This window comes from Streptomyces sp. NBC_00287 (assembly GCF_036173105.1).
GTDB lineage: Bacteria > Actinomycetota > Actinomycetes > Streptomycetales > Streptomycetaceae > Streptomyces.
Genome location: NZ_CP108053.1, coordinates 4,960,134 through 4,975,818, shown reverse-complemented (window position 1 = coordinate 4,975,818; position 15,685 = coordinate 4,960,134). Strand labels below are relative to the sequence as shown.

Here is a 15,685-nt window from a genome sequence, read left to right as displayed (position 1 = left end):
CGGGTGTCGCCGTCGGCTAGCTCCACCGCGGGAACCGCAGCCGGTGCTCCACCACATCCCCCGCCACGTCCGCCGCCGTACGGCCGTGGGCGAAGGCGTGGGCGCGGAGGCGGGACAGGGCCTCGTGGGCGCCGACGCCGAGCTGGGCCATGATCATGCCGATGGCCTGGTAGAGGTCGTCGTGGTCGGCGGCCAGGCCGTCCAGCCAGCCGGGCAGGTCCCGGTCGCTGTCCTCCGTCTCGCGGGACAGCGCCATCAGGGCCATCGTCATCGCCCCGGCCAGGGCCCGCGCCGTACGCAGTTCGTCGGTGGTGAGGGTGCCGGGGGTGTCGCGGTAGAGGTCGAGCGTGCCCACGCACACCGAGTCCTCGCCGAGGGGCAGCGAGTACGCCGCCCGCACGCCGGCCTGCGTGGCCTCCTCGGCGAAGACCGGCCAGCGGTCCACGTCCTGCCCGTCCGTCAGATCGCACGCGAGCACGGTACGGCCGCTGCCCACCGCGCTCTGGCAGGGACCCTCGCCCAAGGTGGCCTGGATGTCCGCCACATACGCGGCCTGCGCGTTGCTCGCGCACAGACGCACCGGCATGTCGTCGCCGTGCAGCGAGACGCTGGCCCCGGTCACCGGCAGCAGCTCGACCGCGACGGCACACAGCCGCCGGGGGATCTCGCCGGGCCCCATGCCCCGGGCCCGCGAGGCGGTGCCGTCCTGCTCGCGGTCGGCCGACCGGTGGTCGCCGCCTACGGCACCACGGTGGTCGTCCCTCGGCCGCACGGTCACCGCCTCCTCACACCTCCGGCGCGGCGCTCACGGTTGCACAGGTGCCACGGCCCTACGGCCGCCCGCCCCCGGACTCCGCCCGACTACCCGGGGGCCGGGGGGCGAAACCCACTCACGGCTTCTCGTAAGGTTTCGCCGACTGCCCGACCCCCATCACCGAGCCCGCGGTCGAGGACAGGCGGCCAGGCCTCGTCACCCGCTCACCGCCGCTCGTAAGGGCTCACCGGCTGACTGGCCCCCATCACCGACTCCGCAGTCGAGGACGAGCGGCCAGGCCTCCTCACCCACTCACCGCTTCTCGCAGGGGCTCGCCCACTGCCCGACCCTCCCCACCGACTCCGCAGTCAAGGACAAGCGGCCAGGCCTCCTCACCCCCTCACCGCTTCTCGCAGGGGCTCGCCCACTGCCCGACCCTCCCCACCGACTCCGCAGTCAAGGACGAGCGACCAGGCCTCCTCACCCACTCACCGCTTCTCGCAGGGGCTCGCCCACTGCCCGACCCTCCCCACCGACTCCGCAGTCAAGGACAAGCGGCCAGGCCTCCTCACCCCCTCACCGCTTCTCGCAGGGGCTCGCCCACTGCCCGACCCTCCCCACCGACTCCGCAGTCGAGGACGAGCGACCAGGTCTCGTCACCCCCTCACCGCTTCTCGTAAGGGTTCACCGGCTGCTCGACCCTCTCCACCGACTCCGCGTCGAGGACCGGCGGCCAGGCCGCGTCGCTGCCCAGCTCCCCCTCCGGGTGCCAGGTGCCGGTGACCGTGATCCACGTGTCGTCCGGCGCCGCCGCGTCCGCGTCCCGGATCTCGACCTTGGCGGTCGTGGCGTCGGCGGCACAGCAGGAGACCAGCAGCCGGGTGACGTACCAGCTCCCGTCGGCGTCGTGCGTCACGAACCCGGTCAGCCGGACCGTGCGGCCCTTCAGCGAGCGCTCGCTGTCGTAGATCGCCCGGGAGGTGAACTCGCCGAGCGTCAGCGGGACCGGGTCCCCCGAGGGCAGCGCCGGGAATGTGCCGACTCCCTGGGCGGCCCGCTCGGCGGCCTCGCGTTCGGCGCTGTAGGAACCGAGGGCGGGCGGCGGGAACAGCAGCAGCGCGAGTGCGGGGAGGGCGAGCAGCCAGGCGACCCCGGGACCGTGACCACCATCGTCACCGTCATCGCCGTAGACGGCCCGTCCCGCCACCACCCCCAGCACCACCAGCACCACCCCCGACACCACCAGATACGGCCGCAGCCCCGGCTGCACGTACCGCAGATACAGCTCGCCGAACAGTGAGATCCGCAGTACCGCTCCGCCGAGGAGCAGCAGCAGAACCGCCGGCCCGTATCGCCTCACAGCAGCCACCACCCCACCAGCACGCTGCACACCACGGCGACCACCCAGGTCACCGCCGAGAACCGGATCGCGAAGGCCCGCCCGAACGTGCCCGTCTGCAACGCGAGCAGCTTCAGATCGACCATCGGCCCGACCACCATGAACGCCAGCCGGGCCGTCGGCGAGAAGCCGCTCAGCGACGCGGCCACGAAGGCGTCCGCCTCGCTGCACACGCACAGCAGCACGGCGAGCACCGCGAGCAGCAGCACGGACGCCCAGCCCGGGATGTCCAGCAGCGAGCGCGGTACGGCGATGTCGAACGTGGCCGCCGCGGCCGCCCCCACCACCAGGAACCCGCCCGCATGCAGGAAGTCGTGCTGGAGCCCGGCGACGAAGGCACCCGGCCCGGAGCCGTGGTCATGGCCGCGGCGCCTGGTCGGCCGTAGCCACTCCTCGCGCCCGAACCGCACCCACAGCCACCCCATCACCACCGCCGTGACCAGCGAGGCGATCAGTCGGGCCGCCACCATCGCGGGCTGCCCGGGGAAGGCGACGGAGGTGGCGACCAGGACGACGGGATTGATCGCGGGAGCCGACAGGAGAAACGCGAGCGCCGCCGCGGGGGCCACCCCTTTGCGCATCAGGCTGTCGGCCACCGGCACGGACGCGCACTCGCACCCCGGCAGCACGACCCCGGCCGCACCGGCCACCGGCACGGCGAGCGCCGGATTGCGCGGGAGGAGCCGGGTGAACACCCGCTCCGGCACGAACGCCCCGATCGCAGCTGACACCACGGTGCCGAGCAGCAGAAAGGGCACGCCCTGCACGGCGATGGCGGTGAACACCGTCCACCAGGCGGCGACAGCCGGCGTGTACAGATCGAGCGCGAGAACGGGCCCCAGCACGGACCCGACCGTGGCGATGGCGAGCAGCGCGGCGCCGCCGACCACGACATACACGAGCGCGCGCAGGCCGCCGTAGACCACCGTCCGTCGATTCGCCACGCGCCTGCCTCGGAATCCCGCTCGCCTTGTGCCCGGCCAACCCAACCGGACAGGGCTGTGCGCCGACCCGGGACCGTCACAGAGGAGGCTGTGCGGGTGCCGGGCCGAGGGTGGTGGTGCCGGGGGCCGTCCGATGGCCGAGACCCGTCCGGTACGCGTCCAGCGCGGCCTCCACCCGTCCCGTACGGCGCAGCAGATCGCCCAGCATTCGGCACAGGTCGGCCAGGTCCCCGGCCGCGCCCGCTCGTTCCAGCAGGCTGAGGGCGCGGACGTAGTGCTCCTCGGCGGCCTCGGTGTCGCGGGCGTCCTCGGCGATGATGCCGAGCAGGCGGTGGGCGGCGGCGGAGTGCAGGGCGCCGCGCTCGGGGCTGAGGTCGCTGAGGACCTCGTGGAGGAGGGCGGCGGCCTCGTCGGACTTGCCACGCCGGTGCAGTACGTCGGCGAGTTCGACGACGACCTGGCTGGTGTAGAGGGCGGCCCGTTTGGCCGACAGCATGGCCCGCGCCTCCCGCAGCTCGGCCTCGGCGCGGTCCAGCTCACCGTTCTGCGCACAGACGTACCCGCGCATCCAGTGGCAGTGGGCGAGCTCGGTACGGATCTGGAGACCCCGGTACAGCTCGGCCGCCTTGGCCAGGGAGGCGTCGGCCTCGGCGATCCGGCCCTCGGCGAGCAGGGTGCGGGCAACGGACCGGTGCATACGGGCGACCAGTGCCGGGTCCCCGGCCTGCGGCGCGAGGGCGAGGGCGAGTTCGGCGGCCTGGGCGGCGCGGGCGTGGGCGCCCAGGTCCATGTACGGGCCGATGACACTGGCGTAGAGGAGCAGCAGCGCGTCGGGGTCGTGCAGTCCGCCTCGGTTCAGCTCGTCGAGGGTGGACTCCAACAGGTAGACGGCGTACCGGAGTTCACCGGCAAGGTAGTGGGCGACGGCGCGCCCGCGCAGGGCGGGGACACGCGTCGGCAGCGGGGCCGTCCCGAGGGCCTCCTCGGCCTGCTCGAAGTACCGTCTGGCGGCGTCCAGGTCACCCGTGTCGAGACCGCACTCGCCGAGCCCGAGCAGCGCGGCGACCCGCTCTTCGACGAGCCCCTCGGCCGCCGCCTCGCCGAGCACCGCCGCGAACGCCTCGGCGGCGGCCTCGGTGGCGCCGGTGGCCAGGGTGCGCTGGGCGCCGGTGAGTTGAAGCCGCAGTTCGGTGGCGAGGCGGGGGGAGCGTCCGGTGACGAGTTCGTCGTAGGCGATGCCGAGTCGGTCGGCGATGTGCTTGAGGGCCTCGTCGGAGGGCCGCACCCGGCCGGCCTCCAGGGTGGAGATATAGGCGGGGGTGTAGGCCGGTTCGGCCAACTGTTTCTGGGTCAGCCCGCGTTCGCCGCGCAACTGCTGCACCCTGCGCCCGATGGTCACCGGGTCGTCGCGCTCCGACATCGCCCAACTCCCCTGGTACCTCTTGCCGTTCGACTCCGACAGCCCCTAGGTTAAACCGGGAATTAAGCCTGATTACCCAACCTGCTTAATACATTCCGTCAATACACCGCTGTTGCGAGGTCGCCGTGCTCGAACGCACCAGCACAACCGAGCGTTACACCCGAGGGTTCGCCGCCGCCGTGGTCGCCGTGGCGACGCTGATTCTGGCGGCCAACGCGGGGCCGGCGAGAGCGGCGGAGCCGGCTCAGGAGCAGCACAGGGCTCAGCAGGCGCACGTGTCCACCCTCCGTGGCGGTCCTGCCGTGGTGGAGATGCCCGTCCGATGACACGCTGACCCCATGACCTCTGCCGCCGCCCGTGCCGCGCTGGATCTCACCGGTGACCTTCCCGTTGCCGACCTGGAGGACTTCTACCGGGATCTGCACCGACACCCCGAGCTGTCCTTCCAGGAACACCGGACGGCGACCCGGCTCGCGGCGCGACTGAAGGCGGCGGGGTTCGAGACGGTCGAGGGGATCGGCCGTACCGGAGTGGTGGGAGTGCTGCGCAACGGCGACGGGCCCACCGTGCTGATGCGCGCCGACATGGACGCCCTGCCGGTGACCGAGGAGACCTCGCTGCCGTACGCCTCCACCGTGCCCGGCGTCATGCACGCCTGTGGGCACGACATGCATGTCACCTGGCTCGTCGGCGCCGCCGAGGCGCTGGCCGCCGGGCGGGATGCCTGGTCGGGGACGCTGATGGTGGTGGGGCAGCCCGCCGAGGAGTCCGGAGGCGGGGCGGCTGCGATGGTCGCGGACGGGCTCTACGACCGGTTCCCGCGGCCGGAGGTGCTGCTCGGGCAGCATGTGGCGCCGGGGCCCGTGAGCCGGATCGCCCATGTACCGGGGCTGATCATGTCGGCGACGACGGACGTCGATATCGTGGTCTACGGGCGGGGCGGGCACGGGTCACGGCCCGAGACGACCGTCGATCCGGTGGTGACCGCCGCGTTTCTCGTCACGCGCCTGCAGACCGTCGTCAGCCGGGAGCTCGCCCCGCGTGAGCAGGCCGTACTGACCGTCGGGCGGATCGATGCCGGTACGGCGGCCAATGTCATCCCCTCCACCGCCCGTATCTCCCTCAATCTCCGTACGCAGTCGGAGGGCGTCCGGGACCGGATGGTCGCCGCGATCCGGCGGATGGCGGCCGGGGAGTGCCTGGCCGCCGGGTGTCCGCGCGAGCCCGAGGTGACGCTGGGCAGCACCTTCCCGGTGACCGTGAACGACGCCGACACCGACCGGCGGGTGGCCGGGGTGCACCGGGAGGTCTTCGGCGCCGACAGCGTCTTCGACCCCGGCCCGGCGATGGGCAGCGAGGACTTCTCGCACCTCGCGGAGGGCAAGCTGCCGTACTCCTACTGGTTTGTGACGAGCACCCCGGCCGAGGTGTGGGACGCGGTGCCCGGCGACGATCTGCTGGGCCGGTCGGAGTCCGTGCCCAGCAACCACAGTCCGCACTTCGCACCCGACCTGGCGACCGTGCCGACGGGTGTGCGGACGCTGGTGTCGGGGGCCCTCTCCTTCTTGTCAGTGGGATGACTTAGTCTTCGCTCACTCGCCACACGCGGCGCACAGGCCCCACACACCGGGGCCCGCCCGGTGGCACCCACATCCTTTCGTTCCGGGGGGTTCGAAAAAGCGTGCGCAGACGCACCCTCACCACGGCCGCCACCACTTTGGCGGTCCTCATCAGCTCGGCGGCGCTCGCCGCCGTACCGGCCGCCGCCGACTCCACCAAGACGCTGCCGGTCAGGTCGACCGCCGACATCGTGGTGGACGGTGTCCACCAGCGGGTCTTCGTCAGCGACCCGAGCAACGGCAAGATCGTCGTCACCGACTACGCCGGAACCGTCGTCCAGCAGGTCGCGGGCCTGCCCGGCGTCACCGGCCTGGAACTGTCCGCCGACTCCGGCACGCTGTACGCGGCCGTGCAGGGCGCGGACCTGATCGTCGCCCTCGACACCGCGACCGGCACCGAGTCCGCCCGCTACGCGGTCGGCGACTCCCCGATGAGCGTCGCCCTGGCCGGCGGCAAGCTCTGGTTCGGGTACGGCGCCGCCGCCGAGGGCAACATCGGCTCGGTCGACCTCAGCGGCGAGCAGCCCGTCGTCACCCTCGACCAGGACCCGACGCGCCTTTGGTACCAGGCGCCGATGCTGGACGCGGCGCCCGGCTCGGACACCCTGGTCGCGGGCGCGGTCGGGCAGAGCCCGGTCACCCTGGCCTCGTACGACGTCTCCACCGGCACCGCCACCCGGCTCGCCGCGAACTCCGACGGCGGCAGCAACCTCGGTGACCTCCAGGTCACCCCGGACGGCCAGGACGTCGTCGTCGCGAGCGGGGCCCCGTACAAGCACCAGGTGTTCAAGACCGCCGACCTCACCGCGGACGGCAGCTACGCCAGCGACGCCTACCCGAACTCCGTCGCCATCGCCGCCGACGGCACCCTCGCGGCGGGCATAGACGGCTGGTACTCGCCGGACGTCTACATCTACAAGCCGGGCTCCACCACGTCGGTCCGCGAATACGACTTCCCCAACACCGGGAACACCAGCGGCTCCGACGTGCTCCCGGACTCCGGTCTGGCCTTCGCGCCGGACGCCTCCCGCCTGTTCGCGGTGACGTACAACAGCGAGGGCGTCTACTCCCTGCGCTCTCTGACCGCCCCCACCAAGGCGGTCACCAGCATCACCGTGAACGCCCCGGCGAGCGCGCCGCGTGCCCAGAAGCTCACGGTCACCGGCAAGGTCACCTCCCGGGTCGCCCTGCCCGTCGGCATCCAGCTGACGGTCACCCGCACCGACCTGGAGTCCCCGAACGGCAAGACGCTCGCGCCGGTCACGGTCAAGGCGGACGGCAGCTACTCCTTCACCGACACCCCGCCCGCCGGCGGCAAGGTCAAGTACTCGGTGCACTACGCGGGCGACGCCGAGCACGCGGCGCGGCTCGCCTCCGACACCGTCGAGGTATCCCGCACCAAGCCGACGCTGACGCTGAACAACAACGGCAAGGTCTACGGCTACGGCGCCGACGTGAAGTTCACGGCGCACCTGGGCACGACGTACAAGAACCGCAAGGTCGAGATCTGGGCCAACCCCTTCGGCTCGGACAAGCCGAACAAGCTGGTGAAGTCCGGCGTCGTCAACTCCTCCGGCAATCTGTCGGTCGTCGTGGACCTCAAGCGCGACACCACCCTCACGGCGAAGTTCGCCGGTGACGCCCGCTACCAGCCGCGCTCGGTGACCAGCACGGTCGGCGCGAGGGTGAGCGTGTCCACTGCGGTCAGCGGCCACTACAAGACCCAGTACAACTGGGGCCACACCTACCACTACTTCCGCCAGTCCAAGGACCCGGTCTTCACGGCAACGCTGCCTCCCTACCCGGGCCGGCAGCAGCGGCTGCAGATGCAGGTGTACTCCGGCGGCGCCTGGCACACCACAGGGTCCGAGTACTTCGCGCTGGACTCCGCGGGCCGCTCCGCCGTCCAGATCACCGGCACCCCGCCCACCGGCTACCGCTTCCGGATACGCAACTCGTACGTCAACGGCCACGGCGACACCGTGAACTCCACGACGCACGGCGCCTGGAAGTACTTCACGTTCACGAGCTGAACCGTTTTCATGAGCTGAGCCGCTGCAACTGCTGCTGGACATGGTCCAGCGCGCCCTGCCGCCGTCCCGGCACCCGCGTCCTCAAGTCGGCCAGCGCGGGCCCCAGTTCACGGGCCCGCGCCGGGTCGTCGATGCGGCCCCACTGGTGGTGGGCCCGGTCCACGGCGGACTCGACGTCCGGGTCCGCCGCCGACTGCCCGGCAGCCAGCCGAGCCGACGCCACGCCGAGCCAGGCACGGCAACTGCGGACGGCATCCCCCGCGAACATCGCCAGATCGGCCCGGACTTCGGCCCAGTGCAGGGCCTCGGGCGAACCCGGGCCGTGTGCCTGTACGGCCGTCTGCTCATGGCGGGCGGCGAGCGCCTCGGCGTCTAGGTGACGTCCGGACTGGACGGCGGCGGCGATGACGGAGTGCGGGTCGGCCTCCCGCACCACCCCGGGCGCCCCGAGCACGAGGTCCGCGTACCCCTCGCTCCCCACCCTTGCCAACGCCTGCTGATGCAACTCCGCGAGCGCGGGCCGCCGTCCGCTGCGCAGAATCGTCGCGACCGCCCTCATGTACGACGGCACCGCCACGGTCCGCCGTCCCGGCGGCGGCGCGATGCGTCCGTAAACGGCGCTGCTGTGCCCCGAGTCGAGCGGCCGCGTCCGCAGCAGCTCCCATGTCTCCGCGTCCGCGTGCAGATCGAGCACCAGAGTCGTCGTGCCCGGCGCCCGCAACCGCAGCTCCTCCCGCACCCAGTGCCACGGCAAGGCCGTATAGCGCACCGTCGAGGGAGTCGTCCGCGCCAGCGCCAGGTGCACCAGCCTTTGCTTACGGTCGAGTTGGAGCTGCCCGGTGATGAACACGGTGAGCGGTCCCGGAGCGGCCGCGGCTGCGCGCAGGCGGGTCAGGACGGCCTGCGGTTCGAGGGGGTCGGCGAGTTCGACGACGTTCGCCGTGTCCGTGCCGGCGAGCACGGCGGGCGGTACCGCCGCGAGGACGGGGAGCACGGACGCCGCGTCCACCAGACAGCCCTTGCCCGCCGGTGAGGCGGCGAGCAGCAGCACGGTTCCGGGCATCGGTCCCTCCCCATCCCCCGTCGATCACGTACCGCAGCACCGTAACCGCTGCGGCTGCCAAGGTGGGCACCCGTGTCCCTTTCACCCCGGCCGGCGTACCGCGAACACCGTCGTGTCGTCGGCGAGCAGGCCGCCGCAGTGGCGCAGGGTGCCGTCGCGGACGAAGGAGACCAGGAGGCGGGGTTCTGCGAGGCGGGGGTCGGCGGCCACGGCTCGGGCGACCTCGTCGGCGAGGGGGTAGAAGGTGCCGATGGCGTCCCGGGCCTCGGTCACGCCGTCGGTGGTGAGCAGGACCGTCTCACCGGGGGCGAGGGGGGAGCGGAGCACCGACGGGGGTTCCGGGGTGCCGGTCAGCTCGCCGAGGCCCAGCGGAAGCGCCTCGCCCGGTGGCAGCTGTCGTACCCCTGAAGGGCCGATGACCAGGGGCGGATCGTGGCCGAAGACGACCGATTCCAGGGTGCCGGGGTCATGGGCGGGGAAGCTCAGCAGGACGGCGGTGGCGAAGCGGTCGGCGTCGTCGCGGCCCAGGGCTGCACAGTGGCCGGCGTGCCGGATCATGCGGGTCTCCAGGCGCTCGGCGACGGTGACGAGGTCCGGCTCGTGGTAGGCGGACTCGCGGAAGGTGCCGAGCAGGGCCGCGGCCGCCTCCACCGCACCGAGGCCCTTGCCCTGGACGTCGCCGAGGAGGACGCGGGTGCCGTGCGGGCCGGGCTGGATGTCGTAGAAGTCGCCGCCGACCGCCGCCTCCACATCTGCGGTGAGATACACGGCGGCATGGTCGAGGCCGCCCCAGCCGGGCGGCAGCGGGCGCAGCACGGTACGGCGGATGGTGTCGGTGACATCCCGCATGTGCAGCATCCGCTCCTCGCCGCTGACCCGGATCGCGCAGGCCAGCGTGGCGAGGACACCGCCGATCGCGGTGAGCAGGAAGTCGGGCAGCCCGGCCTGGAACTCCTCGGGCCAGGTCCTGTCCGCGACGAGATAGGTGAGGGTCGTGAGCACCGCGAACGCGGCCGTGCCCCACACCCCGCAGATCGCGGCGGCGATACCGGGGACGAGGACCAGCCAGGAGATGATCCGGAAGTCCCGCCCGGCGTTCCAGTCGGTCACCACGATCCCGACGAGCAGCAGCAGCGGCGGCATCCACGCCACGCTCCGGCCGCCCAGCCACAGCATCTGATGCCGCTGGAGACGGTCCCGGGGAACGGCGGCCGGAAGCCGCCGGAGCCGGGCCGGGGGACCGCTCACCGGTCTCAGTCCGCGCCCGCTCATGCCGCCAGCGAAACACGGGGGTGCACGCCTCGCATCTTCGACTTGCCAGGGCCCGTGCCCCGGGTGTGCTCTGGAGGTCGGGGGCGAGAGAGACCTGAAAGAGGAGGCTCCCATGGCTCATGCGGTACCCCCACCCGGCCACCCGATGGCCAGGGTTTCGGTCACACCCGATGTCTTCAGCGAGCGCACCCACAAGATCGCTCGGTACGGGATCCCGGTCGCCCTCGGGCTCGTCTACGGCTACTGGGCCGCGGCCAACCGGCGCGGCGGCGATGAGATCACCGGCTGGAACATCCTGTTCGGCTTTGTCACAGCGATCGCGTTCATGGTGCTGTGCATCGCGGTGGCCGTGCTGGCGCCCAAGCTGAAGCGGGAGCTGCACTCCATGACGAAGTCCGCCTTCGCGGGCGCGGCCTTCGGCTTCCTCTACAGCCAGACCGGCGCCAGCGTGCTGCGGTCCGTGACCATGAGCCTGCTGATCACGGCGGCCATCTTCGCGGTGTTCTTCTACCGCTACTACACACACGAGGACGCCGAGGGCAATCCGCTGCCCCGCTGACACACGCGTGGGCCCCGGCAGGACTGCCGGGGCCCACGCGCTCCCTCACCTTCCCCTCACCAGCCGCCCAGCCAGCTCCAGGCGCTGGACGACGATCCGGAGGCGCTCCAGCTCCACGAGCCGGACGCGCTCCACGAACCGGACGAGGACACGCTCCAGGAGTCGTTCGTGAACGGCTCGTCCCAGTTGGTCCAGGACCCGTCCTTCCACTCCGGACAGGGGTCCGAGCAGTTCGGCACGCGGGCCCCGCCGGTGTCGACGAAGACGGCGCTGGCCCAGCCCTGGGCGCCCTTGAGCCAGTACCAGTCCGGGTTGCCGTTGACGCTCTGGCCGCGGACCTTGCAGTCCACGCGGTCCTGGCTGCCAGGAGCGAGCGAGGTGACGACGGGCGCGTGCGTGGTCGGCGCCTGCCTGACGTTGAGCTTCGTGTGGGAAATGACAGTGCCCCAGATAGGACCGCCATGGCCGCCACCGTCTCCGCCTCGTCCGTCGGCGTAGGTCGGCGGGGCTGCCGCGGCGGCCGTCGCGCCCGCTGTGGCGGCGATCAGAGAGCCGCCGGTGAGCAGGGCTACGGCCAGGGTCCGCAGGGCCGGAGTGGTGCGCATGATCGCCTCCTTCTCCCCAGCACCAGGAAACACCCGTTCGGGTGAACCCTCCACCGGAGAGCAGGGATCCCAGTTCCCCCAAGGGGTGCGGGCCACTCGGCCATACGGCGCCCCCGACTGGCACCCCGTGTCCCCGCCGCCTTGCCTGGAACGGTGACCCGGAACGCGCTCTCCGCCGCGCTGATCGCCCTGGCCTGCCTGCTGGTGCCGTTCGGCGCGCTGGCGGCCTGGGCGTCGTACGGGCTCGCGGACACCGGCCGGTATGTCACCGCGATGGCACCGCTGGCCACCGATCCGGCCGTGCGGGAGGCCGTCGCGCACACGGTCGGGGACGGGATCGTGCGGGAGACGGGCGCCGAGGCGCCGATGCGGCCCTTCGTGCACGACGCGGTGCGCTCCTTCACCGGCACCGACGCCTTCCGCACCGCCTGGGACAGCGGCAACCGGGCCGTCCACGACGCCGTCCTGCGCGCCGTACGGGACGGCGGCGAGGGCGAGGTGCGAGTCGATCTCGCTCCGGTCGCCGCCGAGGTGAAGGCGCGGCTCGCCGCCGACAACATGCCGCTGGCGAGCCGGATCCCGGTCGAGCACACCGAGGTCGCCGTGCTCCCCGCCGATGAACTGGACCGACTGCGACGGGGGTTCCATGTGCTGGAGATCGCCGGATTCTGGCTGCCCGTCGCGGCCGCGGTGCTCGCCGTCGCCGGGATCGCCGTCGCCGCCTGCCGCCGACGCGCGGTGACCGCGACCGCGCTGGGTACGGCGCTGGGCGGCGCGTTCCTCGCCCTCGCCGTCGCCCTGGGCCGCCGACTGACCCTGGCCGACCTGCCCGAGGACGTCCACCGCCCGGCCGCGGGCGCGGTGTACGACGCGCTCACCGCGACCCTGCGCACGGTGTCCTGGCTACTGGTCGCGGTGGGGCTCGCGGTGGCGTTGGGTACCTGGCTGCTGACGCGGCGGCGGCAACCTTCGGTGTCGGCGTCTCGTCCTTGAGGGAGAAGCCTTCAGGGAGAAGTCCTGAGGGATCCTGTTCCTTGAGCGAGGGGCTGGGAGTTGGGCACTGCGGTCGAGGAACGGGTGGACACCCGGGCGGGCGGACGGCGGTTCATGGCCTGGTGCGCCGGGCTGCTGCTGGCCGGGGTGAGCGTCGTCGTCGGCTGCCGGGTCGCGGACACCGACGGGATCACGCCCGTACCGCAGTTGCTGGCCTTCCTGCCGTGGCTGCTCGTGCCCACGGGCCTTGGACTGCTCGGTGCTCTGATCGCGCGCTGGTGGGTCGGTGTGGTGTGGGGTGTCGTGGTGCTCGGGCTGCTCGCGTGGTTCATCGAGCCGTACGGCAGGACCGGCGGCCCCAGCGGGCCCGCCCTCGCCTCCTTCCGGGTGCTGACCTCGAACATCGAGTTCGGACACGGCACCGATGCCCTCGTCGCAGCCCTGCGCCGGGAGAACCCGGAGGTGGTGTTCGTGTCGGAGTGCGAGCGGACGTGCGAGAAGCGGCTGGAGCAACTCGACTATCCGCACCGGGCGGCCGTGGCGGGCAACGGCTCCAAGGGGTCCGTGATCCTCAGCCGCTTCCCGCTCCGGGCCACCGACGGCGTCCCCGGCACCATGGGCATGCCCGGCGCCGTCGCCGAGGTGGACGGGCACGCCGTAAGGCTGCAACTCGCGCACCCCATGCCCCCGCTGCCGGGCCATGTCGACGCATGGAAACGGGAGCTGGGCGACCTGCGGGACTTCGCGGCGGCCGGCGAGGGCGCGCCGACGATCCTCGCCGGGGACTTCAACGCCTCCCAGGACCACGCCGCCTTCCGTCACATCCTGGACGCCGGTCTGCGCGACGCGGCCCGGCTGACCGACGAGGACCGGACCCCCACCTGGCCGTCCCGCACGGCACCCACGCTCGGCGTCCAGATCGACCACGTACTCGTGTCCAAGGACTTCTCCGCCCGCAAGGCCCGCTTCCTGGACCTGGCCGACACCGATCACCGGGCCGTCGTCGTGGACGTCACCCTTCACCGGCCCGACTGACCTGCGCCGCCCGCCCATAATGGGCGCATGTCCCGCGAGTTCCCCATCGGCCTCACCCCTCCCGACTGGCTGGTCCGGAACCTCCAGGCACAGCCGGCGCCCGTCAACCGGGCCGCCGTGGCACGAGCCGCCATCGCGATGACGCTGCCGCTCGCCGTCGGGCTCGCGGTCGACAAGCCGACGTACGGGGCACTCGCCTCCATGGGTGCCCTCTCCGGGGTCATCGGCGACACCGCCGACGCCTACCGCATGCGGATCCTCAACATCGCCGTACCGCAGCTCTTCGGCGCCGTCGGCATCACCGTCGGCTCGCTGGTGTTCGGGCACGGGTGGATCGCGGTCGCCGTCGTGACCGCCGTCGCGCTGATCTCCGGGATGATCTCGACGATCGGGGCGGTGGCCTCCGTATCGGGGCTGCTTCTGCTGCTGAACTCCGTGGTCGGCGCGGGTCTGCCGATGCCCGGCGAATGGTGGCTGGCGCCGCTGCTGGTGACCGGCGGCGGCCTGCTCGTACTGCTGCTCGCCCTGCTCGCCTGGCCACTGCGCGGCGGGATCCCGGAGCGGACCGCGGTGGCCGACACCTACCGCACGGTCGCCGATCTACTGGCGGCGACGGGCCGCCCGGAGACCTACGACGAGACCCGGCACACCGTCACCCAGTCCCTGAACCAGTCGTACGACCTCGTCCTCGCCCGCCGCACCCGCCAGCACGGCCGCAGCCCCGAACTGACCCGGCTGCTCGCCCAGTTGAACGCGGTCATCCCGGTCGTGGAGGCCGCCCCCGCCGCGCACCAGGACGGCAAGCCCCTGCCGCCCGAACTCCCCGAGGCGGTACGGCATCTCGCGCAGGCCGTGGAGACCGGCTTCACCGGCCCGATAGGGCTCAAGCTCCCCACCCCGACGACCGAGACCGCCCGCGCCGTCGACCACGCCCTGCGCCACGCCGCCGACGTGGTCGCCGCCCCCGATGTGGACCCGCGCGGCATCGACGACCGCCTCGGCCGCCCCGCCGCCCTGGGCATCCGGGCCGCCCGCGCCGCCCGCAACGTCGCCCTGTCCGCCGCCTCCTGGCGCTACGGACTGCGCCTGGCCCTGTGCATCGGCGTGGCCCAGGTACTGGTGTCGATCGTGCCGGTGCCGCGCTCCTACTGGGTGGCGCTGACCATCACCTTCGTGATGAAGCCCGACTTCGGCTCGGTCTTCTCCCGGGCCCTGCTGCGCGCGCTGGGCACGGTCGCCGGTCTGGTCGTCGCGGCGGCGGTGCTCGCGGAGGTGCCGAGGGGCTGGTGGGACGTACCGGTGATGCTGCTGCTCGCCCCGCTGATCCCGGTCCTCACCCCGCGCGGCTACGGCTATCAGACCGCCGCCATCACCCCGGTGATCCTGCTCCTGTCCGACGTACTGAACCAGCAGGGCACCGCCCTGCTCCTGCCCCGCCTGGTGGACTCGCTGATCGGCTGCGGCATCGCGCTGATCGCCGGGTATCTGCTGTGGCCGGAGAGCTGGGGCACCCGGGTCGGGGACCGGCTCGCGGACGCGGTGGCCGACACCGCGCGCTATGTGGAGGGCGCCTTCGGCACGAACGCCGTGGACCCGCCCGCCCGTGCCCGGATGCGCCGCCGCCTCTACCGCGACCTGTCCGCCATCCGTACGGAGTTCCAGCGCGCCCTGACCGAACCTCCGCCCACCGGACGCCGGGCGGCTGCCTGGTGGCCGCTGGTCGTAGCGGTGGAGCGGATCGTCGACGCGACGACGGCGGCGAGGGTGCGGGTGAAGCACGGCGCGCAGCCGCCGTCGCAGGCCGAGATCTCCCAAGTGGCCCGGCAACTACGGGAGTTGTCGGACGGGCTGCGTGAGGTGGACGTGCTCTACGCGGTACGCACCGACCTCACCGGCCCCTCGGGCAGCGTCCTGGAGCCCCTGCGCCAGGAGGTGGCAGCGGCCCGGGCGATCGCATCGCCGCGTTGAGAAGCAGATGGGTGCGGCCGC

The 15,685-nt window shown here is 72.5% G+C and carries 14 protein-coding genes; 7 read left to right on the top strand and 7 right to left on the bottom strand.

Annotation, left to right across the window (positions count from 1 at the left end; all coding sequences use genetic code 11):
* Positions 1–16 precede the first annotated feature (16 nt).
* The 4 genes from OHT76_RS22685 to OHT76_RS22670 form a co-directional block, all read right to left on the bottom strand.
* Positions 17–778, bottom strand: a complete 762-nt coding sequence (locus OHT76_RS22685; RefSeq protein WP_328872685.1) for a GAF and ANTAR domain-containing protein — start codon at positions 776–778, stop codon at positions 17–19.
* A 640-nt stretch (positions 779–1,418) separates the two neighbouring features.
* The gene (locus OHT76_RS22680; protein WP_328872684.1) at positions 1,419–2,114 is read right to left on the bottom strand and encodes a TIGR03943 family putative permease subunit; all 696 of its coding nucleotides are present in this window, start codon (positions 2,112–2,114) and stop codon (positions 1,419–1,421) included.
* On the bottom strand, positions 2,111–3,097 hold the full coding sequence (locus OHT76_RS22675; protein ID WP_328872683.1) for a permease: 987 nt from the start codon (positions 3,095–3,097) through the stop codon (positions 2,111–2,113). The genes OHT76_RS22680 and OHT76_RS22675 overlap by 4 nt, the downstream gene beginning before the upstream one ends.
* Positions 3,098–3,173: 76 nt before the next feature.
* Positions 3,174–4,517, bottom strand: a complete 1,344-nt coding sequence (locus OHT76_RS22670; protein ID WP_328872682.1) for a helix-turn-helix domain-containing protein — start codon at positions 4,515–4,517, stop codon at positions 3,174–3,176.
* A gap of 125 nt (positions 4,518–4,642) precedes the next feature.
* Here OHT76_RS22670 and OHT76_RS22665 point away from each other — a divergent pair, with 125 nt between their 5' ends.
* The 3 genes from OHT76_RS22665 to OHT76_RS22655 all read left to right on the top strand — a co-directional run bounded on the left by OHT76_RS22665 (position 4,643) and on the right by OHT76_RS22655 (position 8,169).
* The gene (locus OHT76_RS22665; RefSeq protein WP_328872681.1) at positions 4,643–4,843 is read left to right on the top strand and encodes a hypothetical protein; all 201 of its coding nucleotides are present in this window, start codon (positions 4,643–4,645) and stop codon (positions 4,841–4,843) included.
* Between the two features lie 12 nt (positions 4,844–4,855).
* The gene (locus OHT76_RS22660; protein WP_328872680.1) at positions 4,856–6,097 is read left to right on the top strand and encodes an amidohydrolase; all 1,242 of its coding nucleotides are present in this window, start codon (positions 4,856–4,858) and stop codon (positions 6,095–6,097) included.
* A gap of 101 nt (positions 6,098–6,198) precedes the next feature.
* Entirely contained in the window at positions 6,199–8,169 is a 1,971-nt protein-coding gene (locus OHT76_RS22655; RefSeq protein ID WP_328872679.1) for a YncE family protein, read from the top strand.
* A gap of 7 nt (positions 8,170–8,176) precedes the next feature.
* Here the strand turns inward: OHT76_RS22655 and OHT76_RS22650 are convergent, their stop codons facing one another.
* Positions 8,177–9,232 carry a hypothetical protein gene (locus OHT76_RS22650; RefSeq protein ID WP_328872678.1) on the bottom strand — a complete coding sequence of 352 codons (1,056 nt, stop codon included), beginning with the start codon at positions 9,230–9,232 and terminating at the stop codon, positions 8,177–8,179.
* A gap of 81 nt (positions 9,233–9,313) precedes the next feature.
* Positions 9,314–10,504 carry a PP2C family protein-serine/threonine phosphatase gene (locus OHT76_RS22645; RefSeq protein WP_328872677.1) on the bottom strand — a complete coding sequence of 397 codons (1,191 nt, stop codon included), beginning with the start codon at positions 10,502–10,504 and terminating at the stop codon, positions 9,314–9,316.
* A 112-nt stretch (positions 10,505–10,616) separates the two neighbouring features.
* Between OHT76_RS22645 and OHT76_RS22640 the strand changes: the two genes are divergently transcribed.
* Entirely contained in the window at positions 10,617–11,063 is a 447-nt protein-coding gene (locus OHT76_RS22640) for a hypothetical protein (protein ID WP_328872676.1), read from the top strand.
* A gap of 56 nt (positions 11,064–11,119) precedes the next feature.
* Here the strand turns inward: OHT76_RS22640 and OHT76_RS22635 are convergent, their stop codons facing one another.
* Complete coding sequence (locus tag OHT76_RS22635; RefSeq protein WP_328872675.1) at positions 11,120–11,668, bottom strand: SH3 domain-containing protein; 549 nt, start codon at positions 11,666–11,668, stop codon at positions 11,120–11,122.
* Positions 11,669–11,821: 153 nt separating this feature from the next.
* On the opposite strand from OHT76_RS22635, the gene OHT76_RS22630 reads away from it, so the two are divergent.
* The 3 genes from OHT76_RS22630 to OHT76_RS22620 are packed head-to-tail and all read left to right on the top strand — an operon-like array spanning position 11,822 to position 15,664.
* Positions 11,822–12,661: a hypothetical protein gene (locus OHT76_RS22630; RefSeq protein ID WP_328872674.1), complete on the top strand. Its 840-nt coding sequence runs from the start codon at positions 11,822–11,824 to the stop codon at positions 12,659–12,661.
* Positions 12,662–12,721: 60 nt separating this feature from the next.
* Positions 12,722–13,696 carry an endonuclease/exonuclease/phosphatase family protein gene (locus tag OHT76_RS22625; protein WP_443049822.1) on the top strand — a complete coding sequence of 325 codons (975 nt, stop codon included), beginning with the start codon at positions 12,722–12,724 and terminating at the stop codon, positions 13,694–13,696.
* A 27-nt stretch (positions 13,697–13,723) separates the two neighbouring features.
* Positions 13,724–15,664: an FUSC family protein gene (locus tag OHT76_RS22620; RefSeq protein WP_328872673.1), complete on the top strand. Its 1,941-nt coding sequence runs from the start codon at positions 13,724–13,726 to the stop codon at positions 15,662–15,664.
* The last annotated feature ends 21 nt before the right edge of the window (positions 15,665–15,685 follow it).